Raw genomic sequence first — 25,427 nt, 5'->3', positions numbered from 1 at the left:
GGAGGACACAGGTGTCCCGAAAACTCAGCGTGCTGGTCGCCACGGCGTCGGCCGGCCTACTCGCATCCCTGCTCTCGGCGGGTTCGCCCGCCCAGGCGGACGACCTGGTCACGCACCACGAGTTCCAGGCCAACTGCTCGGTCACGCACCACCGCCCGGACGACCCGATCGTCTTCCCGAGGCTGCCGGGCGCGTCCCACATGCACACCTTCCTCGGCAACCCCACCACCACCGCGAGCACGACCAACGACTCGCTCAAGGCCGGGCAGACCAACTGCAAGACCCCGGACGACAAGTCGGCGTACTGGTTCCCGACGGTCTACAACGGCGACCAGGTCGTGCCGCCGACCGGACCGCAGGTCATCTACTACAAGTCCGGCATCCTGGACTACCGGCAGGTCCGCTCGTTCCCGGCGGGCCTGAGGTTCGTGGTCGGCAGCCCCACGGCCACCCAGGACCAGTTCCGCACCGCGCCCGGCGCGGTGGAGGGCTGGGAGTGCGGCGACAGCTTCCACAACTGGGACATCCCGTCCTGGTGCGCGCCGGGCAGCCAGCTCAACATCCGCTACCAGGCCCCCAGTTGCTGGAACGGCCGCGACCTCGACTCGGCCGACCACAGGTCGCACATGGCCTACCCGGACCGCGCGACCCTGGTCTGCCCGTCGTCGCACCCGGTGCCGGTGCCGATGCTGGAGTTCAAGATGGCGTTCCCGGTGTCCGGTGACATGTCGCGGGTGAGGCTCTCCTCGGGCCGCGGCTACACCTGGCACTACGACTTCATGAACGCCTGGGACGCGCCGACGTTGCAGGCGCTGGTCTCGCACTGCGTCAACGGCGGCCTCCAGTGCGACCCGCGCGGCTACGACCAGTACAAGCCGCACCGCGGCGCGGCCCTCGGCCCGGACCACCGCCTCCCGCGTTAACGCCGTCTCGCGGGGGCGCCCACCAACCGGACGCCCCCGCGCCCCCTCCTCCACCCCGCGCGAGTCGTACGTTCCGGTCCATCGTGTCGTACGTCCAGGACGTACGACACGATGGACCGGACGTACGACTCGCGATGGGTTCGTGACACGCGGTGTGGTCGGGTGGGCGGGGTGCCGCCCGGACGGCGGATGGTCGGCGTTCGGCCGTCCGGGGACGCTGCTGACCATGGATGTCTTCCCCACCGCTCCGAGGGCTCACCGCAACCCCGTGACCGTCGCTCGGAAGATGGCTCTGATCAAAGCGCCGCACATGGCGAAGCTGACGGAGTTCGCCCAGCGCATCGCGTCCGAGCGCAAGGTCGACGTCCCGCTGTTCGACCCGGCGGGCGGTGGGGTGAACAGCAAGGTCCTGCTGCTGCTGGAGTCGCCGGGGGAGGGTTCGCGGAGGTCCGGGATCAACTCCCTCGACAACGACGACCCGACCGCCGCCAACGGCTTCACCGCCATGGCGGAGGCGGGTCTGTCGCGGCGGGTGTGCGCGGCCTGGAACGTGGTTCCCTGGCACCTCGGTGGACGCGCTCCCACGCCGGCGGACCTGCGCTCGTCCGTGCCGTACCTGGTGGAGCTGCTGCGGATGCTGACCGACCTCAAGGCGGTGGTGGTGCTGGGCCGACCGGCGGGCACCGGGTGGAACCTGTCCGGCCGCGGGCACAAGCTCAAGGTGTTCAACGCGCCGCACCCGTCGCCGCTGTCGATCAACCGCGACCGGACCGGCCGGTGGCCGCAGCTGGTGGACGCCTTCCGGCAGGCCTCCGCGGCGGTGGGCTGAACGGGTGAACGGCTCAACGGCTGAACGTGAGGGGCGAGCCGAACGGCCTGACGTGCGGAGGTGGCCGGTCGAGTTCACGAAGTCGGGACCGGTGCGGCGCTTCCTCCTCCGCGGAGGCGTCGACCCGGGGCAGTCTCAACCGTCGAACAGGTGAGGACGCGAGAGCACCTGAACGCGGAGGGATCGCCATGAACACCGACACCGACACCGAGACCGAGCTGGGCCTCACCCCCAGGGACCGGGCCGTGCTGAGGGCTGTCGCCGCCGGCCGCTGCGCGTACGCGGCCGGCGCGCTCCTGGTCGACGGCATCGGCTGCTGCGACCAGTTCGTCGGCCCGCGGTTGGTCCGTGCGGGGCTCATCGCGGCAGGGGGTGTGGCTGAGGTCGGTGGCGGGGCCGGGAGCGGGCCGGTTCGGCTCACGGCGGCCGGACGGGCGCTGCTGGCCGACGCGCCCATCCCGCACGCCGCCTGACGACGAGCCGACTGGGCCCCGCCGACCTGGCTCTTCGGTCCGGTGTGGACCGCCCCGTGCGTGATGATCGCCGTCTCCGGCTGGTCGTTCTGGAAGCGGCACGGCGCCACGTGGGCACCGGCCTGTTCGCCGCCCTCGACTGACCCATTCGAAGACCACCAGGAATCGCGGACCGAAGTTGTCCGCATTGGGTCATAGCCTGGGTCCAACACCGAATCGAAGGGCGGACCCCATGACCACCGCGATCGCCACCACCGAGCTGTCCGACCTGCTGAGCACCCTGGCGACGCACCGCGGCTTCCTCCGCCACACCGCCCGGGAGCTGACCGACGAGCAGGCCCGGTCGCGGCCGACCGTGAGCGAGCTGTCCGTCGGCGGCCTGATCAAGCACGTCCGTGAGACCGAGGAGTCCTGGCTGCGCTTCGCGGTCGGCGGCGCCGAGCTGATGGTGGACCAGGGCTCCTTCGCGGAGCAGGACTGGACCGACGCCTTCCGGATGACCGAGGCCGAGACGCTGGAAGGCGTGCTCGCCGAGTACGAGGAGACCGCGCGCAAGACCGAGCGCGTCCTCCGGGACCTCGACCTGAACACCGCCCACCGGCTCCCGGACGCCCCCTGGTTCGAGCCCGGCGCGTCCTGGACCATCCGCCGCGTCCTGCTGCACCTCATCGCCGAGACCGCGCAGCACGCGGGTCACGCCGACATCATCCGCGAGACCATCGACGGCCAGAAGACGATGGGCTGACCCGAGCCGGACGGCAGGCGGTGAGCGATCGGTCGGCGCTCACCGCTCAGAGCCGGCACAGCCGGCGGAGGTCGGCCGCGTGGTCGGGGTAGGCGCGGGCGAGGGCGTCGGCCGCGCCGAAGGTCACCACGTCATCGGTGTAGGGCGGCACCACCACCGTGCCCACCAGCGACCACCCGCCGACCGGTTCGCCCGCCTGCCACACCCCGGCCGGCACGACCACCTGCGGTCGCTGGCCCGCGGCCAGGTCCGGGCCCAGCACGGGCCGGGTCACGGCGCCGTCCGGGTGCAGCAGCAGCATCCGCAGCGGCGCGCCGCGGTGGTGGGCGTAGACCTCCAGGTGGTCCAGCCGGTGCACGCCGGAGAACTCGCCCTCGCGCAGCAGGTAGTAGATCGCGGACGCCTCGGGCGAGCGCCACGACTGCCCGAACCACCCGCCCTCCACCGGCAGCTCGGCCAACCCGAGCGAGGCGATCACCTCGTCCGCGGTCACCTCGTCCGCACCCGTCCCGTCCGCGCCCGTCCCGTCCGCACCCACCCCGTTCGAGCCCACGCCCGCGTTCACGTCATCTCCGGGTTCATCCCGGCGTCCACCCCGGCCCCGGCCTCCACCGACCCGTGCACCACGACCATCCCCTTGCCCAGCCGCTTGGCCGTGTACATCGCCGCGTCCGCGTTGCCCAGCAGGTCGTCCGCCGTCAGCGACGGGTCGAACGCCTCCCGGTGCGAGATCCCGATCGACGCCCGCACCTCGTGCGCGCCCGCCGCCGTCCGGTGCGGCGCCCGCAACGCCTCCAGCACCCGCCGCCCGATCTCCTCCGGCGGCTGCGGGTAGCCGTTCACCAGCACGCCGAACTCGTCGCCGCCCAGCCGCGCCACCACGTCCTGCGCCCGCACGCAGTGCTGCAACCGCGACGCCACGATCCGCAGCACCGCGTCGCCCTCGGCGTGGCCGTAGTTGTCGTTGACGTCCTTGAACCCGTCCACGTCGATGAACAGCACCACCACCGGCGACGGCCCGGCCAGCGCCGCGTCCAGCCGCTCCCGGAACAGCGCCCGGTTGGCCACCCCGGTCAGCGGGTCGTGGTACGCCTGGTGCCGCAGCCGCTCCCGGCTCTCGCGCAGCTGGTCCAGCAGCTTCACGTTGTCGATCAGGGTCAGCAGCTGCCGCGCGATCACCAGCAGCACCACGCCGAGGCCGACGTAGATCTCCAGCGGGTTCAGCCGCACCCCGGTGGCCGTGCCGACCACGATGAACAGGCCGGTGACCAGCATCGGCAGGTACGGCACCAGCAGGTGCAGCAGCTCGCCCGCGCGCAGCCGCGTCGAGGCGGTCCGCTCCCGCCCGGCCCCGCCCGGCGCGATCGAGCTGAGGAAGAACAGCGCCGGGCACACCATGAAACCGATGTCGGCGACCGTCGGGATGACCGTGGCGCCCTTGCTGACCAGGTAGGCGAACCCCCACCCCGACGCCGACTGCGCCAGGCCCGCCAACGCGATGAACAGCACCGGCAGCTGCCGCACCGAGCGGTGCGTCCACGAGGACACCAGCAGCACGACCAGCATCACCAGGTACGCCGCCGGGTGCGCCACGACGGTCGCGAACCCCGGCCCCGAGGTCGCCCACGCCCGGACCATCGACTCCAGCAGCGACACCCACGTCAGCACGAACAGCGAGCCGACCACGATCAGCCCGTCCAGCACGACCACCAGCCTGCTGCGGTGCCCGGGCAGCGTGCCCGAGCCGCCGTGCGAGAGCACCACGACCGCGCACAGCGTCAGCGCGGGCACGAGCATGAACCCCAGCTGGGCCAGCGTCGACGAGGGCAGCGACACCCCCAGGAACACCTGGCCCCAGATCCACGCGCACAGGCCCACCACCAGGCTGGCCATCGCCGCGGCCATCCACAGCCGCCAGCGCCGCGCCACCCCCTGCCGCCGCAGGGCCGCGCGCCAGTACGACAGCATCGCGGCGGCCGAGGCGGTCAACTGGGTGAACTTGTCGAGCGCCACCGAGGTGGACCGGTCGAGGGCGCCGGAGACGACCAGGCACAGCAGGACGAGGACCGCGGCGCAGACGGCAACGGCGATGAAGCCGAATCGCCTCAGGGTCATGGCACCCCGCCTACGCCGCCACTGTCATGCCGCCACTGCCCATGCCGCCGCTGGAGTCGATCAGGTGGACCGAGCCACTGTAATGAGTTTGGTGACGCTGTGTCGATTGGGGGTGCCGGTTGGTCACCGTGCGCGTGTCAGCGACACGCGGGTCATCACGGACCTCTAGAGTTTCGAACTGGTGTTCGCCAACGGCCCGAGGAGATGTGACCGTGCGCGTGTTCGGAGTCGACCCGGGCCTGACCCGGTGCGGGTTCGGGGTGGTCGACGGCGGTCCCGGGCGCACCGTGCGCCCGGTGGCGGTCGACGTCGTGCGCACCCCCGCCGACGCCGACCTGGCCGTGCGGCTGCTCCAGCTCTCCGACGCCGTCGAGCGGTGGCTCGACGCCTACCGGCCGGACGTGGTCGCCGTCGAGCGGGTGTTCAGCCAGCACAACGTGCGCACCGCCATGGGCACCGCGCAGGCGGGCGGCGTGGTGGCGCTGTCGGCCGCGCGCCGGGACCTGCCCGTCGTGTTCCACACGCCCAGCGAGGTCAAGGCCGCGGTCACCGGCTCGGGCCGGGCGGACAAGGCCCAGGTCACCGCCATGGTGACCAAGCTGCTCGGGCTCAAGGTCGCGCCCAAGCCCGCCGACGCCGCGGACGCGCTGGCGCTGGCCATCTGCCACCTGTGGCGGGCGCCCATGAAGACCCGCATGGAGGAGGCGCAGGCGAGGGCGGCTGAACTGGCCAGGGCGCACCGCGCGAAACTGGCGCAAGCCGTCGCCAAGACCGGGAGGAATGCCCAGTGATCTCGTCGCTGCGCGGGCAGGTGCTGTCCATCGGGCTCGACCACGCGGTCGTCGAGGTCGGGGGCGTGGGCTTCGCCGTGCAGGCCACCCCCGCGACCCTCGCCTCGCTGCGCCGCGGCGAGGAGGCCCGGCTGGCCACCTCGCTGGTCGTCCGCGAGGACTCGCTGACCCTGTTCGGGTTCGCCGACGCCGAGGCCCGCGAGCTGTTCGGGCTGCTCCAGACGGTGTCCGGGATCGGGCCGCGGATCGCGCTGGCGACGCTGGCCGTGCTGGAGCCGGACAAGCTGCGGGCGGCGCTGGCCGAGGGCAACATCACCGTGCTCACCCAGGTGCCCGGCATCGGCCGCAAGGGCGCCGAGCGGCTGATCATCGAGCTGCGCGACAAGGTCGGGCAGCTCGCGTCCGCGCCCGACGCCGCGAGCGACTCCGGCCAGGTCCGCAACCACGTCACCGAGGCGCTGCTCGGCCTCGGCTTCCCGGCCAGGCAGGCCGAGCAGGCCGTGGACGCCGTGCTGTCCGCCGACGGCTCGCTGGGCACCTCCGAGGTGCTGCGCCGGGCCCTCGCCGCGCTGGGGCGCAAGCGATGACCCACCCCGGGGACCACGTGGACGACCGCCCCGGCGACCACCTCGGCGACCACCTCGGGGACCACGCGGACGAGGACGCCCTCAACCCGCTGCCCGACCCGGCCGAGCGGGACGTCGAGTCGACCCTGCGGCCGAGGGACCTGGGCGAGTTCGTCGGCCAGCCGAAGGTCCGCGAGCAGCTGGAGCTGGTGCTGCACGGCGCGATGAGGCGCGGCGCGCCGCCGGACCACGTGCTGCTGTCCGGGCCGCCCGGCCTGGGCAAGACGAGCCTCGCCATGATCATCGCCGCCGAGCTGGGCGCGTCCCTGCGGATCACCTCCGGCCCGGCCCTGGAGCGCGCGGGCGACCTGGCCGCGATGCTGTCCAACCTGGTCGAGGGCGACGTGCTGTTCATCGACGAGATCCACCGGATGGCCCGCCCCGCCGAGGAGATGCTGTACCTGGCGATGGAGGACTTCCGCGTCGACGTGGTCGTCGGCAAGGGCCCCGGCGCGACCAGCATCCCGCTCGACATCGCGCCGTTCACCCTGGTCGGGGCGACCACCCGGTCCGGTGCGCTCACCGGGCCGCTGCGCGACCGGTTCGGCTTCACCGGCCACATGGAGTTCTACCACCCGGACGAGCTGGAGCTCATCCTGCGCCGCTCGGCCGGGATCCTCGGCGTCGACCTCCGCGAGGACGGCGCGGTCGAGATCGCGCGCCGGTCCCGCGGCACGCCCCGCATCGCCAACCGGCTGCTGCGCCGCGTGCGGGACTACGCGGAGGTGCGCGCGGACGGCGCGGTCACCCTGGAGGTGGCCCGGGACGCCCTGGCCGTCTACGACGTGGACGAGCTGGGGCTCGACCGGCTGGACCGGGCGGTGCTGGGCGCGCTGGTCCGCTCGTTCGGCGGCGGGCCGGTCGGCGTGTCGACGCTGGCCGTGGCCGTGGGGGAGGAGCCGACCACGGTCGAGGAGGTGTGCGAGCCGTACCTGGTGCGCGCCGGGATGCTGGCCCGGACGCCGCGCGGCCGGGTGGCCACCGCCTCGGCCTGGCTGCACCTGGGCCTCCAGCCGCCCGCGCGGGCGCCCGGCGAGAGCGCCAGGTCGCTGTTCGACGACGCGGGCTGAAGGCCGGCGCGGGTCGGCGGCCGGTCGGCGACGCCGGTCGGAACCGGCCGGTCGGGCGTCCCGTGATCGACCCGGCCCGGTCCGCCGGACCGGGCCCCGCTGGTCAGGCGTCGACCGGGGGGCTTGAGCCCGGGTCGGTCACGTGGTTGGGTGACGCCTGCGGGTGACCGGGATTGCTGACCTGGCACAATCAGGACCAGCCCCCCAGAAAATCGGACGTTCCGGGCGCACCTACGCGTGGCTCGCACGTCCGGCTGATCGGAGAATCATGGAATCCTTGCTCTTCCCGCTGATGCTCGTGCTGCTCGCGGTGCCGCTGTTCCTCAGCGCCCGGAAGCAGAAGCGCGCGGTCGCGGAGCAGCAGGCCCTGCTGAAGTCCTTGGAGCCGGGTGACCGGATCATGACCACCTCCGGGCTGTTCGCGACCGTCGCCGACGCGAGCGACGACACCACGATCGACCTGGAGGTCGCCCCCGGCGTGGTGACCACCTGGCTGCGCCAGGCCGTCCGCGAGAAGGTCGTCGCGGAGGTCGAGACCACCGACGCCGTCGTCGACGACGTCGAGGACGAGACCACCGCGGACCAGGACGTCGTGGCGCAGGACGTCAGGGAGCCCGCACAGCACGACGTCAAGAAGTAAGCCCCGAAGGGAGGGGCGGGGCGCCCCGCCGGGCGCCCTCACCAGGCCCGGGGCCGGCAACTGTGAACGCGCCGGCTCCGGGCAGTGACGCGCAGCTCACACCTTGACGGGTACGCTGCGCCCTCGCTGACCTTGTCAACTATCAGGAGACGGACGGACCGTGGCACCTCCGGCCGGGCAAATCCGCCCCGCGAAGTACCTGGGCGCATTTGTCCTCATCGTGGTCGCGCTGTACTCCCTGGTGTTCTTCACCGGGAACGGCAAGGCGACACCCAAGCTCGGCATCGACCTCCAGGGTGGCACGCGAGTCACGCTGACCGCTCGGGCTCCTGATGGTCAGGCACCCACGGAAGAGGCGCTCAACCAGGCTCGCGAGCTCATCGAGACGCGCGTCAACGGCCTGGGTGTCGGCGGCGCGGAGGTCGTCCGGGACGGCGACAACCTGGTGATCACGGTCCCCGGTTCGGACAGCGAGGGCGCCAAGCGCCTCGGTCAGACCGCGAAGCTGAACTTCCGCAAGGTCATCGGCGCCCCGGTGCCGAACGCCCCGGCGGAGCCCGTCCCGAGCACGACCGGCAGCGCCGCGCCCACCTCGGGCTCCGAGGCGCCGCCCACCTCGGGTTCCGAAGCCCCGCTCACGAGCGGCAACCCCGCGTCGGAGACGGCCTCCGCGCCGACCACGACCGCGCAGGGCCGCCCGGCCCCGATGCGGGCCGCCCAGCCGGAGGGCACGAGCACGCCGCCGGCGGACCCGTCGGCGCCGGCCACCGAACCGCCCGCGCCCGCCGACCCGTCGGCGCCGGCCGAGCCGCAGGTCGACTGCCGCGCGGTGTTCGGCGGCCAGTACTCCGAAGAGGTGCCCAGGGCCATCGAGGAGGCCCGCACCTGCCGGCAGGACGCGCAGCTGACCACGCTGGACGCGCAGACCGTCTCGCAGGCGCTGAACGCGTTCACCTGCCCCTCCGTCGACCCGCTGCTCGGCAACGACGACCCGAACCTGCCGCTGCTGACCTGCAACCGGGAGAAGACCGAGAAGTACGTCCTCGGCCCGGTGTTCCCGCCGAACGACGGCAGCGTCGAGGACAGCGACTACAGCCTGTACTCGCGGCTGACCGGCGAGGACATCGACGACGCCATCTCGGGCACCGACCCGCAGGGCGCCGGCTTCATCGTCAACCTCACCTTCAAGGGCGAGGGCGGCGACAAGTGGGGCAAGTTCACCTCGGCGAACGTGCAGCAGCAGGTCGCCGTGGTGCTGGACAGCGAGGTCGTGTCCGCGCCCAACATCAACGAGCCCATCCTGGGCGGCAGCACGCAGATCAGCGGCCAGTTCAACCAGGCCGAGGCGAACGGCCTGGCCAACGTGCTCAAGTACGGCTCGCTGCCGCTGTCGTTCGAGGCCTCCGAGGCCGAGACGGTGTCCGCGACGCTGGGCCTGGCCTCGCTGGAGGCCGGCCTGATCGCGGGCGGCATCGGCCTGGCGCTGGTGTTCGTCTACTGCCTGTTCTACTACCGCCTGCTCGGCCTGCTGACGATCCTGTCGCTGGTGCTGTCCGGCGTGGTCGTCTACGCGGTGCTGATCCTGCTCGGCCGCTGGATCGGGTTCACCCTCGACCTCGCGGGCATCGCCGGCTTCATCATCGCGATCGGCATCACCGCGGACTCGTTCGTGGTGTTCTTCGAGCGGTTGAAGGACGAGGTGCGGGAAGGCAGGTCGTTCCGCTCCGCGGTGCCGAGGGCCTGGGTCCGCTCCCGGCGCACGATCCTGTCCGCGGACGCGGTGAGCTTCCTGGCCTCGGCCATCCTGTACGTGATCGCCGTCGGCCAGGTGAAGGGCTTCGCGTTCACCCTGGGCATGTCGACGGTGCTCGACTTGGTCGTGGTCTTCCTGGTCACGCACCCGCTGGTCGCGATGGTGTCCAAGTCGAAGAAGCTGTCCAACCCGAAGCTGTCCGGCCTCGGCGGCGCCGTCCAGGCCGCCATCGAGGACCGCGCCGCCAAGGGCACCGCGGTGAAGGGAGCCTGACGTGGCCGGGCCCAAGAAGCTTGGTGTTTTCCAGCGCCTCTACGTCGGCAACGGCGCTTTCGACATCATCGGCAAGCGCAAGCGGTGGTACGCGATCTTCGGCGCCGTCCTGCTGGTGTGCATCCTGTCGATCGTGCTCAAGGGCTTCAACCTGGGCATCGACTTCACCGGCGGCACCCGGGTGCAGCTCCCGGCGCAGAGCGCGTCCGGCGAGATCGGCATCGAGGCGGTCGAGGAGAGCTTCACCGAGGCCGTCGGCCGGGACGCGACGGCCGTGCAGGTCGTCGGCACCGGCGACTCGGCGACCATCCAGATCCGCTCCGAGACGCTGAGCGCCGACGAGATCGCGCGGGTCAAGCAGGGCCTCAACGAGGACCTCCAGCCCACCGGCGGCATCGACACGATCAGCGACAGCGCCGTGTCCGCCTCCTGGGGCGGCGCGATCACCACCCAGGCGCTGATCGCGCTCGCCGTGTTCTTCGTGGCCGTGGCGATCTTCCTGGCGCTGTACTTCGAGCTGTCCATGGCGATCGCCGCCCTGGTCGCGGTGGCGCACGACGTGCTGATCACGGCCGGCATCTACTCGCTGGTCGGCTTCGAGGTCTCGCCGGCGACCGTCGTCGGCCTGCTGACCATCCTCGGCTTCTCCCTGTACGACACCGTGGTGGTGTTCGACAAGGTCAAGGAGAACACCCGGGGCCTGCTCGGCCTCACCCGCCGCACCTTCGGCGAGGCGGCCAACCTGGCGGTCAACCAGACCCTGATGCGGTCGATCAACACCTCGCTGATCGCGCTGCTCCCGGTGGTGGGCCTGCTGGCCATCGGCGCCGGCCTGCTCGGCGTCGGCACGCTGAAGGACCTGGCGCTGGTGCAGCTGGCGGGCATGGCGGTCGGCGCGCTGTCGTCGATCTACATCGCCACCCCGGTCGCGGTGGACCTGAAGATGCGCGACCCGCGCTACAAGGCGCAGGCGGCCCGCGTCCAGGCCCGGCGGGACAACCTGGCCCGCAAGGCCGCGGCGGGCGAGGCGGGGGCCGAGGCCGCCGCCGCTGCCGCCGCCGACGAGTCGACGGTCGTGGAGTCGACCGACGACGAGGCGGTGCAGGCCGAGATGCGGCGGGAGAAGGCGATGGCCGCCGCGGCGGGCGCGCCGTCGCGCACGACCAAGCCGGCCGACGCCCGCCGCCGGCCGACCGGCAAGAAGCACCGTTGAAGCTCGACCGAGCGCTCGGCCTGATGCGTGAGGTCCCGGACTTCCCCCGACCGGGGGTCGTTTTCCGGGACCTCACGCCCGTGCTGGCCGACCCCGACGCGCTGCGCGCGGTGGTCGACGGGCTCCAGGGCACGGTCCACCCGGACACGCAGGTGGTGGCGGCCGTCGAGTCGCGCGGGTTCCTGCTGGGCGCGGCGCTCGGGTACGGGTGGCGGTACGGGGTCGTGCCGCTGCGCAAGCCGGGGAAGCTGCCGGCCGTGTCGCACCGGGTGTCCTACGCCCTGGAGTACGGCGAGGCGACGCTCGAACTGCCGGCCGAGGCCGTTCTGCCCGGTCAGCGGGTTGTGATCGTGGACGACGTGCTGGCGACCGGCGGGACGGCGGCGGCCGCCTGCGAGCTGGTCGAGGCGGCCGGCGGCGTGGTGACCGGGGTGTCGGTGGTGCTGGAGATCCCCTCGTTGGGCGGTCGTGAGCGGCTGGCCGGGCGGGGCGTCAGCGCGTTGATGGCGGTTTAGCGGCGCCGGCGGAGGTTCCACGCCGAATGGCTCCTCAAGTTTGTCCCGGACGGGGCGGTCTGGGCGCTGAGAGCGCGTTCATGCAGGTGGACGGCGACCCGTTCGGCTGAAGCCCGGGTGCTGCTCGTCGTGTGAAGCGTGCCGCTCACCGGTTCTTCTGCGAGGCTGCCGGCTCAACGGAGTTATCCTCGATTCCTAGACCCGAGGAGCGTGGTTGAGCCAGGACATCGAATCCGCCCAGTCGGCGCAGCCGGTGCCCGAGCGGCCCGCGTCGGCGACGAGGCGAGTGCGCGCGAGGCTGGCCCGTCGTATCACCGCGCAGCGGGCCGCACCGGTCAAGCAGGTGCTCGAACCGCTGGCCGCGGTGCACCGGGACCTGCACCCGAAGGCCGACCTGGCGCTGCTCCAGCACGCCTACGACGTGGCGGAGGAGAAGCACCGCCCGCAGCGGCGCAAGTCGGGCGACCCCTACATCACCCACCCGCTGGCCGTGGCGACGATCCTCGCCGAGCTGGGCATGGACACGACCACGCTGGTCGCGGCCTTGTTGCACGACACGGTCGAGGACACCGACTACTCGCTCGACCAGCTGCGCGTCGACTTCGGCAACGAGGTCGCGCTGCTGGTCGACGGCGTCACCAAGCTCGACAAGGTCAAGCTGGGCGCGGCGGCGGAGGCCGAGACCATCCGCAAGATGGTCATCGCCATGGCCAAGGACCCGCGCGTGCTGGTCATCAAGCTCGCCGACCGGCTGCACAACATGCGCACCATGCGGTTCCTGCCGCCGGAGAAGCAGGCCCGCAAGGCGCGGGAGACGCTGGAGGTGCTGGCCCCGCTCGCGCACCGGCTGGGCATGGCCACGGTGAAGTGGGAGCTGGAGGACCTCGCGTTCGCCATCCTCCAGCCGAAGAAGTACGACGAGATCGTGCGGCTGGTCGCGAACCGGGCGCCGTCGCGCGACACCTACCTCAGCGGCGTGATCAACGAGCTGTCGCAGCAGCTGGAGGGCGCGCGGATCACCGCGAAGGTGGAGGGCCGCCCGAAGCACTACTACTCCATCCACCAGAAGATGATCGTGCGCGGTCGGGACTTCGACGACATCCACGACCTGGTGGGCGTGCGCATCCAGGTGGACGAGGTCCGCGACTGCTACGCGGCCATGGGCGTGGTGCACGCGCTCTGGCAGCCGATGCCCGGCCGGTTCAAGGACTACATCGCCCAGCCCCGGTTCGGGGTGTACCAGTCGCTGCACACGACCGTGATCGGGCCGGACGGCAAGCCGCTGGAGGTGCAGATCCGCACCTACGACATGCACCGCACGGCCGAGTACGGCATCGCGGCGCACTGGCGGTACAAGGAGACGCGCGGCACCCACAGCGGCAAGGGCGTCGAGGTCGACGAGATGGCCTGGATGCGGCAGCTGCTGGACTGGCAGCGGGAGGCCGCCGACCCGGGCGAGTTCCTGGAGTCGCTGAGGTTCGACCTGGCGGCGCGGGAGATCTTCGTGTTCACCCCGAAGGGTGACGTGGTGACGTTGCCGACGGGGTCCACGCCGGTCGACTTCGCGTACGCGGTGCACACGGAGGTCGGGCACCGGTGCATCGGCGCCCGGGTGAACGGGCGGCTCGTCGCCCTGGAGCGCAAGCTCGAGAACGGCGAGGTCGTCGAGATCTTCACCTCCAAGGCGGAGGGCGCCGGGCCGTCCCGGGACTGGCTGTCGTTCGCCGCGTCGCCCCGCGCGAAGGCCAAGATCAAGCAGTGGTTCGCGAAGGAGCGCAAGGAAGAGGCCATCGAGGTCGGCAAGGACGCCATCGCGAAGGAGGTCCGGAGGGTCGGGCTGCCCCTGCAGAGGCTCGTGTCGGCCGACTCGATGGGCGCGCTGTCGAAGGAGCTGCACTACCCGGACGTGTCGGCGCTGTACGCGGCCGTGGGGGAGGGGCACACCTCCGCGCGGCACGTGGTGCAGCGGCTCGTCGCCCAGCTGGGCGGGGTCGACCACGCCGAGGACGAGCTGGCGGAGCGGTCCACGCCGTCCACGGTGGCCCGGCGGAGGGTGACCGGGGACGCCGGCGTGATCGTCCGCGACGCGTCCGACGTGTGGGTGAAGCTGGCCCGGTGCTGCACGCCGGTGCCGGGTGACGACATCCTGGGGTTCGTCACGCGCGGTGGCGGTGTTTCCGTGCACCGGACGGACTGCACGAACGCCGACGAGCTGTTGAGCACGCCCGAGCGGTTGCTGGACGTGGAGTGGGCGCCTTCGTCCTCTTCGGTGTTCCTGGTGGCCATCCAGGTGGAGGCCTTGGACCGGCACCGGTTGTTGTCGGACGTGACGAAGGTGTTGGCCGACGAGAAGGTGAACATCCTGTCGGCTTCGGTGACGACTTCGCGGGACCGGGTGGCGGTGTCGCGGTTCTCGTTCGAGATGGGGGATCCGAAGCACCTGGGGCACGTGCTGAAGGCGGTGCGGTCGGTGGAGGGCGTCTACGACGTGTACCGCGTGACTTCGGCGTCCTGACCCGGTCGGACCCCCGGGACCGCCGGCCCCGGGGGTCCGCGAACCGGCGGGTCAGGGGATGCGGGGACCGGACAGCACCTCGACGACGGGCGCGGTGTCCTGGTGGCCGACGAGGGTGTCGCTGTGGGGGCCCGTGCACGCGTGCGCCCACACGGTGCTGAAGGCCTCGCGAAACCGGATGATCTTGATCGAGTTCGTGCGGTTCCCCCAGTGCCGGCCCCGGATCTCCCGGTGGAGCCCGCAGACCACTTCCGCGCGCATTCCACCCGAGGCCGGTTCGACCGATGGGGTTCAGGGGGATCAATACGCGGAGTTACCGGGGTGTCAGGCCTCTGAACAGCGAAAAGCCGGGACCGAACTCCGCTTCGGAGTGGTCCCGGCTTGTCGGGTGCTAGCTCGGCGGGCGTTCGCTACTCGACCACGGTCCCCGTCTTGATGTCGACCGGGGTCTTCGGCTTGCCGTCGCCCTGGCCGCTGTCCGTGCCGGCCTTGGCGACCTCGTCGACCTTCTTCAGGCCCTCTTCGTCGACCGTGCCGAACACCGTGTACTTCGGCTCCAGGTTCTGGCCGTCGCCGTAGACGATGAAGAACTGGCTGCCGTTCGTGTCCGGGCCGGAGTTCGCCATGGCCAGCAGGCCGCGGCCGTAGGTCAGCTCGGGCCAGACCTCGTCCTTGAAGCTGTAGCCGGGGCCGCCGCTGCCGGTGCCGCTCGGGTCGCCGCACTGCAGGACCTGGATGCCCGAGGTGGTCAGGCGGTGGCACGTGGTGTCGTTGTAGAAGCCCTGCTCCGCGAGGTGGGCGAAGCTGTTCACCGCGCACGGCGCCAGCGAGCGGTCCAGGGTCAGCTTGAGGTCGCCGACGGACGTCGCCAGCGTGACGCCGACCGTGCCCTCCGCGGAGACCTGTCCCGCCGCGGGAGCCTGGACCTCCTTGCTCGCGGCCTGGTCGCCTGCCGGGTATTCACAGTTGACCGGAGCCGCGAGGGGCGTGGGGCGCTTGACCGCCGGGTGCAGCTCGGTGGGGATCGACGCCGGGGCGTCGTTCGGGGCCGACGGCGAGGTCGAGCTGTTCGCCGCGTCGGTGTTGGCGTCGTCGGAGCCGCGGACGAAGGCGAAGAAGTAGACGCCGCCCGCGACCACGATCACGGCGGCGACCGTACCGATGATGGCGAAGCTCCGGCGCCGCTTCGCGCGCTCCACCCTGCGGGCGAGCTGACGTTCCAGCTTCCGCTTGGCCTGCTCGCGGCGCTGCACGTTGGTCGGCACCTCAAACCTCCCTGGATTTCTTCCCGTCGACGGCGACGATCGGTGAGCAGTCTAGGGGGCTCGTATATAGCTGGTGTGTGCCGGATAGGCTGGTTGAGGGGTCCGCGGGGATCCGTTGTCGATCCGTTGCCGTTGAGAGGTGCTCCCGTGCTGGTGATCGGGTTCCCGACCGGGGCGCTCCAGGCGAACTGCTACCTGCTGGCCGCGGGCGCGGGTGAGGCCTGCGTCATCGTCGACCCCGGTCAGGGCGCCACCGAGCCGGTCGCCGCCGCGCTGCGCGAGCACCGGCTGTCCCCGGTGGCGGTGCTGCTCACCCACGGGCACTTCGACCACTGCTTCTCCGTCGCGCCGGTGTGCGACGGCAACGACGTGCCCGCGTGGGTCCACCCGGACGACCGCCCGCTGCTGTCGGACCCGCAGCGGGGCATGGGCGCCCAGTCGCGGGCGATGTTCGGCGGCATGGAGCTGCGCGAGCCCCGCGAGGTGCGCGAGCTGGCCGACGGCGCCGAGCTGGAGCTGGCCGGGTTGCGGCTGACCGTCGACCACTCGCCGGGCCATACCGGCGGGTCGGTGATGTTCCGCACCGGCACGGAGGAGGGCGGGCGGCTCGTGCTGTCCGGCGACACCCTCTTCGCCGGTTCCATCGGGCGCACCGACCTGCCGGGCGGTGACCACCGCGCGATGCTGACGTCGCTGCGCACGAAGGTGCTGACGATGTCCGACGACACGGTGGTGCTGCCCGGCCACGGGCCGACGACGACCATCGGCCGCGAGCGCGCCGGCAACCCGTTCCTGGTGGACGTGGGCGCCGAGGGCACCCCGGCCGCACCTCGCAGAGGACTGTAGTGAGCGCTTTTCCCGCTCCCGAGGGTGTGCCCGACCACCTCCCGCCGGATTGCGCCTCGTTCACGGCCGCGCGGGCCGCCGGCCACGTCGAGCTGCCGGTGTTCGAGGGCACCGCGAAGTCGCGGCTGGTCGCGCTGTCCGCGCCGCTGCGGGCGGCCGGTGTGCGGTTCGACCTGTCCTACGGCGGCAGGGGCCTCAAGGGCGCGATGAGGGGCGCGGACCGGTCGGGGGCGAGGTTCGCGCTGGTGCTGGGCGAGCGGGACGTCGAGGCCGGTGTCGCGCAGCTCAGGGAGTTGGCGTCGGGCGACCAGCGCCCGGTGCCGTTGGCGGACGTGGTGACGTCGGTGGTGGAGGCGTTGGGCCGGTGAACGAGCGGATCCCCCTGGACCTGCTGGACCCGAGAGCGGTGCGCAAGCGCGCCCGGACGGTCGCGATCGGCGCGCTGATCGTCGCCGCCGCGTTCGGCGGGTTGCTGGGGCTGCTCGCCGGGCGGACGGCGGGGTTGGTCGCGGCGGCGGTGTTCGCCGTGCCCCTGTTGCTGCTGGCGGTCTCGGAGGCGTGGCGGCACGTGTGGCTGGAGGGCCACGTGCTGTCCGTCCGCGCCTTCGGGACGCGGTCGGTCGACCTGCGCGCCGCCGACCAGCTGGACCTGCTGGTGACCGACATGCGCGGCACGCGGACGGTCGGGCTGCTCGTGCGCGGCGGCGGGAAGGCGATCAACCTGGCGCTGGCCCTCTACGCCGGCACGGGCGGGCGCGAGCAGGGCGTCCTGCCGCTGCGCCGGCTGGCCGACGTGCTGGCCGGGCGGGGCGACGCGCCGGGGCTGGTGTTCTCCGAGCTGCTGGTGGCGCAGCTGCGGGCGGAGGCGCGGGGGCTGGCGGCGGCCGACCGGCCGCTGTACAAGCTCGGGTCGATGGCGCCGTCGGGCCGGCTGGCGCAGAAGCTGAACCCGGACGCGATCTCGCGGTTCGTCTCGACGCTGGACTGACGGCGCGTCAGTCGTCCGCCAGGCCCCACGTGCCCTTCGGCGGCGGCGGGGACGGGATGGCGTTCGCGTCGGTGGTCGGCGGCATCCCGCCGATGAAGCGGGTCAGCGAGGTGTCGTGCTCGACCCGGCCCGGGAACGGGTCGCCCGCGGTGCGGCGGGTCAGGTCGGCCACCGGCAGCTCCGCGTGCGAGGCCACCAGGACGAAGTTGCCGAAGCGGCGGCCGCGGAACACGGTCGGCTCGGCCAGCACGCAGACGTGCGGGAAGACGGCGCGCACGGTGGCGGCCTGCGACTTGGCGAACGACAGGCCGCCGCCGTCGCCGATGTTGGCCGCGTAGACGCCTCCCGGTCGCAGGGTGCGGGCCGCCTGGGAGACGAACTCGACCGAGGTCAGGTGGGCGGGGGTGCGCGCGCCCGCGAAAACGTCGGTCACCACCAGGTCGAAGGCCGCCTCCGGGGCCCTGACCAGCACGGCGCGCGCGTCGCCGGTGCGGATGCGCAGCCGCCAGTTGCGGTCCAGCGGGAGGACGCCGCGGACCAGGGAGACCAGCGCCGCGTCGATCTCGACCACCTGCTGGCTGGAGCGGGGCCGGGTGGTGGCGATGTAGCGGGGCAGGGTGAACGCGCCGCCGCCCAGGTGGAGGGCCCGCACGGGGGCGCCGGGGTCGGCCACCAGGTCGGCCACGTGGCCCAGGCGGCGCACGTACTCGAACTCCAGGTGGGTCGGGTCGTCCAGGTCGACGTGGGATTGGGGCGTGCCGTTCAGGCGCAGCGTCCACGCCCTGGGCACGTCCGGGTCCGGGACGAGTTCCGCGATGCCCGAGTCGACCTCCCTGCTGATCGTCTCGTCGGCCTTCCTGATGCGTCCCACGCCGGACAACCTATCGCGCGCCACCGGGGCCGGGCGCCGGTGACCGCCGGGGTCGTCGCCAGGGGCCCTTGGCCGGGTCGTAGCCGGTGCGCAGGTCGCCCGCCACCCGGTGCCGGCGCAGGTCGGGTGCGCGGTAGGGCGTGGGCTCCTCCCGCTCCTCCCGCTCCTCCCGCTCCTCCGGCTCCTCCGCGGCGGACCCGTCGGGTTCACGACCCGCCACGAACGCGGCCAGCGCGGTGGTGATCGGCACCGCCGCCACCAGGCCGATGCTGCCCACCAGGGTCCGCACGACCTCCTGCGCCACGTCCTGCGCGGTCAGGATCTCGCCGAGGCTGCGCCCCGAGATCGAGAACGCCAGCAGCAGCGGCAGCGCCGTGCCCGCGTAGGCCATGACCAGCGTGTTCACCACCGACGACATGTGGTCGCGGCCGATCCGGGACCCCGCCGCGTACAGCTCGCCGAACCCCAGGGACGGGTTCGCCCGCCGCAGCTCCCACACCGCGCTGGTCTGCGTCACGGTCACGTCGTCCAGCACGCCCAGCGCGCCGATGATCGTGCCCGCCAGCAGCAGCCCCCGCGTGTCGATGCCGTGCCCGAGCAGCCCCACCAGGTTCGCGGTGTCCTGGTCGAGCCCGGTGAGCTTGGCGAACGCCGAGAACACCGCGCCGAGCACGCCGATCAGCGCCAGGCTCGCCAGCGTCCCCAGCACGGCCGTCGAGGTGCGCGCGGACACCCCGTGCGTCAGGTACAGCACCGCGAACATGATCAGCCCCGCGCCGACGACGGCCACCGCCAAGGGGCTCTCGCCGGCCAGGATCGCGGGCAGCACGAACACCACCAGCACCACCAGGCTCAACGCCAGCGCGCCCAGCGCGGCCAGTCCCCGCCACCGGCCCAGCAGCAGCACCGCCGCCGCGAACAGCAGCCCCAGCAGCAGCAGCGGCACGCCGCGCTGGAAGTCGGCCAGCTGGTAGGACGAGCTGTCGTTCGGGTTGCCGCCGCCGTAGGACAGCACCACCGCGTCGCCGACCGCGAAGCTCGGCGTGCCCGGCTGGTCCGGCACGGGCACCCGCACGTCCCGGCCCGCCGCTCCGCCGTCGGTCATCCGCACGGTGACCAGCACGCACCCGGACGCGCCCGGCTGGTCGGCGTCGGGGCCGCACCCGCCCGCCGCCACCGCGGTCACGTCGCCGCGCACCGGCACCTGGGCGATGCCCGCCTCCGCGCCCGTGGGCTGCTCGTGCCCGAACGGGTACAGCAGGACCGCGCCGACCGCCGTGGCCGCCACCAGCGGCAGCAGCAGGACCAGGAGCAGCCGGCGAACGCGTCGCGAGGCGGGTTCGGCGGGCCCGCCGTGCCCGTGGCCGTGGCCGTGCGCGGCGATGAGGTCCTTGGCGTGCACGGCGCACATACTGCCCGAACTCCGCCCGCTGTCCGCATTCCGGACGGTTCGGTGCGGATTTCGCGCTGGGCGCTTCAGCCGGCGCGGCCGTGGTGCGAGGCTCGCGGCGTGACCACGAACTGGACACCCAACCACGGTGAACCCTTCGAACCGGTGCCCTACCGGCCCGCCCGGATGCCCGTCGAGTCGTCCCTGCGCGCCGCCGCCGACCTGCGGGACCGCATGGCGCGGCGGCGCACCGTCCGCATGTTCTCGCCCGACCCGGTGCCGGAGCGGGCCGTGCTCGACGCGGTCGCGGTCGCGGCCACCGCGCCCAGCGGCGCCCACCAGCAGCCCTGGACGTTCGTCCTCGTCAAGGACCCCGCGGTGCGCCGCCGCATCCGGGAGGCCGCCGAGCAGGAGGAGCGCGCCTCGTACGCGGGCCGCCTCGGCGACGAGTGGCTGGAGGCGCTGCGCCCGCTCGGCACCGACGACGTCAAACCGCACCTGACCGACGCGCCCGCGCTGGTCGTCGTCTTCCAGCAGCGCTACTACCTGGACGAGGGCGGCGCCCGCCGCAAGCACTACTACGTCGACGAGTCCGTGGGCATCGCGGTCGGCATGCTGCTGACCGCGCTGCACCTGGCCGGGCTCGCCGCGCTCACCCACACCCCCTCGCCGATGGGGTTCCTCGGCGAGGTGCTGGGCCGACCCCGCAACGAGAAGGCGTTCGCGGTGGTCCCGATCGGCTACCCGGCCGACGACTGCGTGGTGCCCAACCTGGTCCGCAAGTCGCTGGACCAGGTCCTGGTCACCGTCTAGCCCAGCGGGTCGGCGAACCGGAAGTGCCCGGCGACGGCCTCCTCGCAGGCCTCCAGGGCCTGCCGCAGCCGCTGGTCCGGCGATCCCGTGACCAGCCGCCACGGCACGCCCCGCGCCGCCAGGCCCTCCCGGAACAACCCGGTCATCCACGCGCGCAGGTGCTCGCCGTCCCGCCACCCGTCCTGCTCGAACGGCACGCCCACGTGGTCGGTCAGCAGGTACAGGGCGGGGCGGTGGGCGTCCGGCGCCACGTCCGGGCGCGGCTCGCCCAGGTACCGGTGGGCCCACGCGGTCGCGGCCCACGCGTCGTTGTCGCACACCAGGACCGGCCCGGACACCGCGGCGTCGCACAGCTCCCGCTGCCGCCGCGCCACGTCCTGGAAGTCGCCGACCGTCCACACCAGACTTCCCACGTCGGCGCCCGGGTCGAACGCGCGGGCGGCGGCGAGCTTGGCCTCGGTGTGGGCGCGGCCGTACTCGGGCACCCAGGGCGCGCCCAGGTGCTCGGCGAGCCGCCGGGACAACGTGGTCGTGCCGGTGCTCTCCGCCCCGAGCACCACGACCCGCGCGCACAGGCCGACCCGGGTCGGCCGCGCCAGGTGGTCCCAGTGCGCCCGCGGGTCGGCCCGCACCGCCGTGCCGGACACCGGGAACGCCGTCCGGTCCAGGTCGACCAGCACGTGCCGCGCGCCCAGGCGCTTGGCCATCTCGTCGCCGTAGCGCTCGCTGGAGAACACCGCGTCCACGGCCGCCGAGGACGGGTCGCCGTCCAGGATCGCGCGCCGGGCGAGCACGGCCCGCGCCACGCCCATGTGCAGCTCCCACACGGCGTCGCTGTCGAAGTCCATCTCGTGGTCGTCGACGTCGCCCAGGACCACCAGGCCGGGCGTGCCCGCGTGCTCGGCGCGCAGCCACGCCACCCGGTCGGCCACCGGGATCGACTCCACGCGGGAGGCCAGCACGGTCACCGTGGTGCGCCTGCTCCGCGCCGCCGCCGCGCGGATGAGGTTGTGGTGCCCGGCGTGGGGCGGGTAGAACTTGCCGAGCACGAGCGCGTGGTCGAAGTCGGTCATGCGGGGACCGGCTCGTCCGCGCGCAGCGCCTTCGTCCAGTTGCGCAGCCCCAGCACGCACAGGGCCATGAAGCCGACGTAGAGGATCGCGGTCAGCCACAGGTCCTTGTAGGCGTACAACGGGACGTAGATCACGTCCGCGGCGATCCAGAGCCACCAGCACTCGACCTTCTTGCGGGTCTGGCCCCACGTCGCCAGCAGCGAGAGCGCGGTGGTCGCGGAGTCCGCCCACGGCACCGTGGAGGAGGTGAACGAGGTGAGCACCCACACCAGCAGCAGCGTGATCGCGACGCCGGCCGCCAGCAGCGACCACCACTGCGCCGGGGTGGTCCGGCTGACCGGCAGCGCCGAGTGGTCCGCGCCACCGCGCAGCCACGCCCACCACCCGTACAGCGCGAGTGCGATGTAGACGACCTGGAGGCCGGAGTCCGCGTACAGGCCGGAGGTCGCGAACAGCACCAGGAAGGCGAGGTTGTTGAGGATGCCGATCGGCCAGTTGAGCGGGTTCTGCCGGGCCACGAGCCACACGCAGAGCGCGCCGGTGACGAAACCGACCACCTCGCCCCAACTCGTGGTGACGCCGGCGAACGTGACCGCCGGGTTGTCGAAGGGCCACAGGATGAAGTCCAGCAGGGACAAGGGAACTCCGTTTGACCGTTGTTCGAACACGTGTTCGAATGGTGGCATGAGGTGGGACGGGCAGGGGGACGGGGCCGGCCGGCGGCGGATTCCGCCGGGGCTGGTCCGCAGCGTACGAACCCCGGGTCCCGTCGGCGTCGCGCTCCCCGGGGTGGACGCCGAATCGGTGCCCAACGGGTTACCCGGCGGAGACCTGCCGTCGCCCCGGGTGGTCGACCCGCGCCGGGCGGTGCGCGCCGGCGCGCGCTGCCTGGCGGGCGACACGCCGGTGCTGCTGGCCGACGGCCGCACCAGGCCCCTCTCCGAGCTGTCGGTCGGCGAGGAGGTGTTCGGCACGCGCGAGGGCCGGTTCGCGGTCACGCGCGTGCGGGCGCACTGGAAGACCACCAGGCCCGCCTACCGGCTGGTGCTGGGCGACGGCACGCAGGTCGTGGCGAGCGGCGACCACCGGTTCCTCACCGACGAGGGCTGGCGGCACCTCGCGCCGGGCCGGTGCGAGGGGGCCGAGTCGCGGCCGCACCTGGTGAAGGGCGCGCGCCTGGTCGGCACGGGCCGGTTCGCCGCGCCGCCCGCGCACCTGCCGGACTACCGGCGGGGCTACCTGTGGGGCGCGGTGCGCGGCGGCCCGCCGTGCGACCCGGAGGTGCTGGCGCGCGTGCGCGACTTCGCCGGCGGGCGCGCGGGCGGGTGGGGGCGCGGGTGGGTGCCGCGGGACGGCGAGCTGCCCGAGCCGGCGGCCGAGCCGGGCGAGGAGTGGTCGAAGGGCTTCCTGGCGGGGTTGTTCGACGCCAGGGGCAGCTCCACCGGCGGCGAGCTGGTGATGTCCAGTTCGGACGGCGCGGTGTTCGACGCGGCCGTGCGGGCGCTGCTGCGGCTGGAGGTGCCGCACGTGGTCGAGGTGCGCGGCGTGCGCGTGGTCGGCGGGCTGGCCGCGCGGCTGCGGTTCCTGCACCTGATCGGCCCGGTGCTCCCGCGCGGCAACGCGGTGGAGGGCATGGCTGTGCCGGTGACCTCCCGGCTGGAGGTGGTGTCCGTGGAGTCCCTGGGCGCCGCGCGGACCCTCCACGACATCACCACCGGCACGGGCGACTTCGTGGCCAACGGCCTGGTCAGCCACAACTGCTCCGCCGCGCCCGCCTGACGCCGAAGGTTCCGCGGTGGACCTCCACCGCCCTGGGTCGATCACGCCCGCTCTCTCCGTACGGCGTACGGTACAATGTACGGTATGAGTGCCGTACCGAGTGGTGGAGCGGGTTTCGCGCCGACCGAGGAGGATGTCGCGGGCGTGCTCGCGTGGTTCGAGGAGTGGGACGCCCTGGCGGTCGCCAAGGACGTCGAGGCGATGGCGGGGATGGCGTTGTTCCCGGTCAACGCGGTCACGGACGGGTCGGCGCAGTCGTGGGACCGGGAGCGGTTCCTGCGGGACATGGCGGCGAGCCTCGGCGACGGCGACGTGGGGATGGAGTCGGTCCGCACGCCGCACTTCGTCAGCGCCGACCTGGTGTTCGTGATCACCGACGCGACCATCACCGCCGGGGACCACTCGCAGGTCGTGCGCTACGGCGACCTGCTGGTCAGGAGCGGCGGGAAGTGGCTGTTCCAGACCATGGTCCAGGGCGGGTGGTGACCGGGGGCCTCACCGCGCGGTGACCGACCGGGGGAACCGCAGCACGCCGTCCGGGTCGTGGCGCCGGGCCACCCGGCGCAGCTCGGGCAGGTTGTGCCGGTAGGCGGTGCGGGCCCAGTCCTCCTGGAGGGGGTCGAGGTAGTTGACGTAGGTGCCCGTGCCGACGAGCCGCGCCAGCGCCCGCTGCACCTCGTCGACCTCGCGGGTCACCTCGGCCGCGGGGCGGTCGGCCACCGTGCCGAACACCTCGACCGAGGTGGGCGCGCCCCGGTGCGGGTAGGCCGTGCCGCGCGGGCCGACCCGGTCGATCGCGCCGCCCAGCGCGCCGACGATCAGCAGCGCGCTCCGGCGGCCGTCGAGGGTTCCCGCGACGGCCGCCGGGTCGGCCCACGGCCCGTCCGCGATGCGCGAGGACGCCCGGAAGGCGTTGCGGGGCGGGTGGCCGCCGGTCATGATCCCCACCGCCGCGGGGTAGTCGACCTCGGCGTCCTCCAGGGGCGCCGGGACGCCGACCGCGTCGACGAGCCGGGCGACCTCGGCGCGCGCCGGGGTCGCCGGCCCCACGGCGCAGCCGGTCACGTCGACCGAGCCGTCCGGCAGCACCACGCACGTGGTCGACAGGGCCTCCGGCGCCGCCGTGCTCCACGGCTGCCACGCGCCCAGCACGTCCGTCGCCGACCCGGCCGGGAACCGGAGCCGGAGCACCGTCAGCACGGGCGGCGCGGGCGCGGTGGCGAACTCGAACGAGGTGACCACGCCGAAGTTGCCGCCGCCACCGCCGCGCAGCGCCCAGAACAGGTCCGGCTCGCACCCGGCGGAGGCGGTGAGCAGGCGGCCGTCCGCGGTCACCACGCGGGCCGACCGCAGCCAGTCGCACGTCAGCCCGTAGGCGCGGTCCAGCCAGCCGAGGCCGCCGCCCAGGGTGAACCCGGCGATGCCGACCGAGGGGCAGTTGCCCAGCGGGACCACGCGGCCCGCCGCGCCCAGCGCGGCGTAGACGTCGCGGAGCCGGGCCCCCGCGCCGACCACCGCCGTGCCGTCCGCCCGCACCTCGACCCCGGACATCGGCCCGAGGTCGACCACGAGGCCCGCGTCCGGGGTGGAGTACGCGCCGTAGCTGTGCCCGCCGCCGCGCGCGGCCACCCGGGCGCCGTGGCGCCGGGCCTCCTCCAGGCAGTGCTGCACGTCGTCGGGGCGCGCGCAGCGGGCGACGGCCGCCGGCCGGTGGTGGTCGAACAGGCTGTTGAACGGCAGCCGCGCGGTGTCGTAGCCGTCGTCGCCGGGCAGCAGCAGCTCGCCGGCCAACCGCTCCCGCAGCCGCGCCCACCGCGGCGCCGCGCCGGCCGTCCCCGCCTCCGCGCCGGCCGTCCCGGCCACCGCGCCGATCGCGCCCGTCCCCGTCCACCGCAGCAAGTCCCGCCGAGACACGACCATG

At 73.2% G+C, this 25,427-nt stretch carries 26 protein-coding genes and 2 pseudogenes; 19 read left to right on the top strand and 9 right to left on the bottom strand.

All coding sequences use genetic code 11. The features are described from left to right. Nucleotides 1-11 precede the first annotated feature (11 nt). From ABD223_RS10260 to ABD223_RS10240, 5 genes and pseudogenes are all read left to right on the top strand, one after another. Nucleotides 12-923 carry a DUF1996 domain-containing protein gene (locus tag ABD223_RS10260; RefSeq protein WP_344035791.1) on the top strand — a complete coding sequence of 304 codons (912 nt, stop codon included), beginning with the start codon at nucleotides 12-14 and terminating at the stop codon, nucleotides 921-923. 310 nt (nucleotides 924-1,233) lie between these two features. Next, nucleotides 1,234-1,752, top strand: coding sequence for a uracil-DNA glycosylase (locus tag ABD223_RS10255; protein ID WP_344035790.1), 519 nt, complete (start codon nucleotides 1,234-1,236; stop codon nucleotides 1,750-1,752). 188 nt (nucleotides 1,753-1,940) lie between these two features. Continuing rightward, nucleotides 1,941-2,225, top strand: a complete 285-nt coding sequence (locus ABD223_RS10250) for a hypothetical protein (RefSeq protein WP_344035789.1) — start codon at nucleotides 1,941-1,943, stop codon at nucleotides 2,223-2,225. A 15-nt stretch (nucleotides 2,226-2,240) separates the two neighbouring features. Next, a pseudogene (locus ABD223_RS10245) lies at nucleotides 2,241-2,423 on the top strand (tryptophan-rich sensory protein); the annotation flags it as partial. Between the two features lie 34 nt (nucleotides 2,424-2,457). Continuing rightward, the gene (locus tag ABD223_RS10240; protein WP_344035787.1) at nucleotides 2,458-2,970 is read left to right on the top strand and encodes a DinB family protein; all 513 of its coding nucleotides are present in this window, start codon (nucleotides 2,458-2,460) and stop codon (nucleotides 2,968-2,970) included. Nucleotides 2,971-3,016: 46 nt separating this feature from the next. Here ABD223_RS10240 and ABD223_RS10235 read toward each other — a convergent pair whose 3' ends face one another. Together ABD223_RS10235 and ABD223_RS10230 are read right to left on the bottom strand one after the other, a co-directional pair. After that, on the bottom strand, nucleotides 3,017-3,463 hold the full coding sequence (locus ABD223_RS10235) for a cupin domain-containing protein (protein ID WP_344035889.1): 447 nt from the start codon (nucleotides 3,461-3,463) through the stop codon (nucleotides 3,017-3,019). Nucleotides 3,464-3,531: 68 nt separating this feature from the next. Further along, on the bottom strand, nucleotides 3,532-5,085 hold the full coding sequence (locus tag ABD223_RS10230) for a diguanylate cyclase domain-containing protein (protein WP_344035786.1): 1,554 nt from the start codon (nucleotides 5,083-5,085) through the stop codon (nucleotides 3,532-3,534). Between the two features lie 212 nt (nucleotides 5,086-5,297). Here ABD223_RS10230 and ruvC point away from each other — a divergent pair, with 212 nt between their 5' ends. The 8 genes from ruvC to ABD223_RS10190 all read left to right on the top strand — a co-directional run bounded on the left by ruvC (nucleotide 5,298) and on the right by ABD223_RS10190 (nucleotide 14,481). Then, nucleotides 5,298-5,876: a crossover junction endodeoxyribonuclease RuvC gene (gene ruvC, locus ABD223_RS10225; protein WP_344035785.1), complete on the top strand. Its 579-nt coding sequence runs from the start codon at nucleotides 5,298-5,300 to the stop codon at nucleotides 5,874-5,876. After that, nucleotides 5,873-6,463, top strand: coding sequence for a Holliday junction branch migration protein RuvA (gene ruvA / locus ABD223_RS10220; RefSeq protein WP_344035784.1), 591 nt, complete (start codon nucleotides 5,873-5,875; stop codon nucleotides 6,461-6,463). Before ruvC ends, ruvA begins: the two co-directional genes overlap by 4 nt. Beyond that, on the top strand, nucleotides 6,460-7,572 hold the full coding sequence (gene ruvB / locus ABD223_RS10215; RefSeq protein WP_344035783.1) for a Holliday junction branch migration DNA helicase RuvB: 1,113 nt from the start codon (nucleotides 6,460-6,462) through the stop codon (nucleotides 7,570-7,572). The genes ruvA and ruvB overlap by 4 nt, the downstream gene beginning before the upstream one ends. Nucleotides 7,573-7,840: 268 nt before the next feature. Continuing rightward, on the top strand, nucleotides 7,841-8,212 hold the full coding sequence (gene yajC, locus ABD223_RS10210; protein ID WP_344035781.1) for a preprotein translocase subunit YajC: 372 nt from the start codon (nucleotides 7,841-7,843) through the stop codon (nucleotides 8,210-8,212). Nucleotides 8,213-8,372: 160 nt separating this feature from the next. Beyond that, entirely contained in the window at nucleotides 8,373-10,238 is a 1,866-nt protein-coding gene (gene secD, locus ABD223_RS10205) for a protein translocase subunit SecD (protein ID WP_344035779.1), read from the top strand. A gap of 1 nt (nucleotide 10,239) precedes the next feature. Then, a complete protein-coding gene (gene secF / locus ABD223_RS10200) occupies nucleotides 10,240-11,451 on the top strand; it encodes a protein translocase subunit SecF (RefSeq protein ID WP_344035778.1) in 1,212 nt (403 codons plus the stop codon). Then, the gene (locus ABD223_RS10195) at nucleotides 11,448-11,966 is read left to right on the top strand and encodes an adenine phosphoribosyltransferase (protein WP_344035777.1); all 519 of its coding nucleotides are present in this window, start codon (nucleotides 11,448-11,450) and stop codon (nucleotides 11,964-11,966) included. The genes secF and ABD223_RS10195 overlap by 4 nt, the downstream gene beginning before the upstream one ends. A gap of 214 nt (nucleotides 11,967-12,180) precedes the next feature. Further along, nucleotides 12,181-14,481 carry a RelA/SpoT family protein gene (locus ABD223_RS10190; protein ID WP_344035776.1) on the top strand — a complete coding sequence of 767 codons (2,301 nt, stop codon included), beginning with the start codon at nucleotides 12,181-12,183 and terminating at the stop codon, nucleotides 14,479-14,481. 51 nt (nucleotides 14,482-14,532) lie between these two features. Here the strand turns inward: ABD223_RS10190 and ABD223_RS10185 are convergent, their stop codons facing one another. After that, nucleotides 14,533-14,742, bottom strand: coding sequence for a hypothetical protein (locus ABD223_RS10185; RefSeq protein ID WP_344035775.1), 210 nt, complete (start codon nucleotides 14,740-14,742; stop codon nucleotides 14,533-14,535). A gap of 149 nt (nucleotides 14,743-14,891) precedes the next feature. Then, a complete protein-coding gene (locus tag ABD223_RS10180) occupies nucleotides 14,892-15,746 on the bottom strand; it encodes a peptidylprolyl isomerase (protein WP_344035774.1) in 855 nt (284 codons plus the stop codon). 147 nt (nucleotides 15,747-15,893) lie between these two features. Between ABD223_RS10180 and ABD223_RS10175 the strand changes: the two genes are divergently transcribed. From ABD223_RS10175 to ABD223_RS10165, 3 genes and pseudogenes are all read left to right on the top strand, one after another. Next, nucleotides 15,894-16,592 carry an MBL fold metallo-hydrolase gene (locus tag ABD223_RS10175; RefSeq protein WP_344035773.1) on the top strand — a complete coding sequence of 233 codons (699 nt, stop codon included), beginning with the start codon at nucleotides 15,894-15,896 and terminating at the stop codon, nucleotides 16,590-16,592. Between the two features lie 113 nt (nucleotides 16,593-16,705). Next, a pseudogene (locus ABD223_RS10170) lies at nucleotides 16,706-16,960 on the top strand (His/Gly/Thr/Pro-type tRNA ligase C-terminal domain-containing protein); the annotation flags it as partial. Continuing rightward, nucleotides 16,957-17,580, top strand: a complete 624-nt coding sequence (locus ABD223_RS10165) for a hypothetical protein (protein ID WP_344035771.1) — start codon at nucleotides 16,957-16,959, stop codon at nucleotides 17,578-17,580. The pseudogene ABD223_RS10170 and the gene ABD223_RS10165, both read left to right, overlap by 4 nt. Before the next feature lie 7 nt (nucleotides 17,581-17,587). Here ABD223_RS10165 and ABD223_RS10160 read toward each other — a convergent pair whose 3' ends face one another. Continuing rightward, the gene (locus ABD223_RS10160) at nucleotides 17,588-18,451 is read right to left on the bottom strand and encodes a spermidine synthase (RefSeq protein WP_344035770.1); all 864 of its coding nucleotides are present in this window, start codon (nucleotides 18,449-18,451) and stop codon (nucleotides 17,588-17,590) included. A 10-nt stretch (nucleotides 18,452-18,461) separates the two neighbouring features. Continuing rightward, nucleotides 18,462-19,862: a YibE/F family protein gene (locus ABD223_RS10155; protein WP_344035769.1), complete on the bottom strand. Its 1,401-nt coding sequence runs from the start codon at nucleotides 19,860-19,862 to the stop codon at nucleotides 18,462-18,464. 165 nt (nucleotides 19,863-20,027) lie between these two features. On the opposite strand from ABD223_RS10155, the gene ABD223_RS10150 reads away from it, so the two are divergent. Next, a complete protein-coding gene (locus ABD223_RS10150; RefSeq protein ID WP_344035888.1) occupies nucleotides 20,028-20,654 on the top strand; it encodes a nitroreductase family protein in 627 nt (208 codons plus the stop codon). On the opposite strand, the gene ABD223_RS10145 is transcribed toward ABD223_RS10150, so the two are convergent. Next, entirely contained in the window at nucleotides 20,651-21,727 is a 1,077-nt protein-coding gene (locus tag ABD223_RS10145; protein ID WP_344035768.1) for an AAA family ATPase, read from the bottom strand. The two genes, ABD223_RS10150 and ABD223_RS10145, sit on opposite strands and share 4 nt — an antisense overlap. Beyond that, nucleotides 21,724-22,365 (bottom strand): nicotinamide riboside transporter PnuC, encoded by a 642-nt coding sequence (gene pnuC, locus ABD223_RS10140; protein WP_344035767.1) that lies wholly within the window; start codon nucleotides 22,363-22,365, stop codon nucleotides 21,724-21,726. Before pnuC ends, ABD223_RS10145 begins: the two co-directional genes overlap by 4 nt. A gap of 151 nt (nucleotides 22,366-22,516) precedes the next feature. Here pnuC and ABD223_RS10135 point away from each other — a divergent pair, with 151 nt between their 5' ends. Together ABD223_RS10135 and ABD223_RS10130 are read left to right on the top strand one after the other, a co-directional pair. After that, nucleotides 22,517-23,506 (top strand): hypothetical protein, encoded by a 990-nt coding sequence (locus tag ABD223_RS10135; RefSeq protein ID WP_344035766.1) that lies wholly within the window; start codon nucleotides 22,517-22,519, stop codon nucleotides 23,504-23,506. Nucleotides 23,507-23,590: 84 nt separating this feature from the next. Further along, nucleotides 23,591-23,992 carry a nuclear transport factor 2 family protein gene (locus ABD223_RS10130; protein WP_344035765.1) on the top strand — a complete coding sequence of 134 codons (402 nt, stop codon included), beginning with the start codon at nucleotides 23,591-23,593 and terminating at the stop codon, nucleotides 23,990-23,992. Nucleotides 23,993-24,001: 9 nt separating this feature from the next. Here the strand turns inward: ABD223_RS10130 and ABD223_RS10125 are convergent, their stop codons facing one another. Continuing rightward, nucleotides 24,002-25,426: an FAD-binding oxidoreductase gene (locus tag ABD223_RS10125; protein ID WP_344035764.1), complete on the bottom strand. Its 1,425-nt coding sequence runs from the start codon at nucleotides 25,424-25,426 to the stop codon at nucleotides 24,002-24,004. Nucleotide 25,427 lies beyond the last annotated feature (1 nt).

It is taken from the genome of Saccharothrix xinjiangensis (genome assembly GCF_039527585.1).
Lineage (GTDB): Bacteria > Actinomycetota > Actinomycetes > Mycobacteriales > Pseudonocardiaceae > Actinosynnema > Actinosynnema xinjiangensis.
This window is presented reverse-complemented; position numbering and strand designations above follow the sequence as displayed.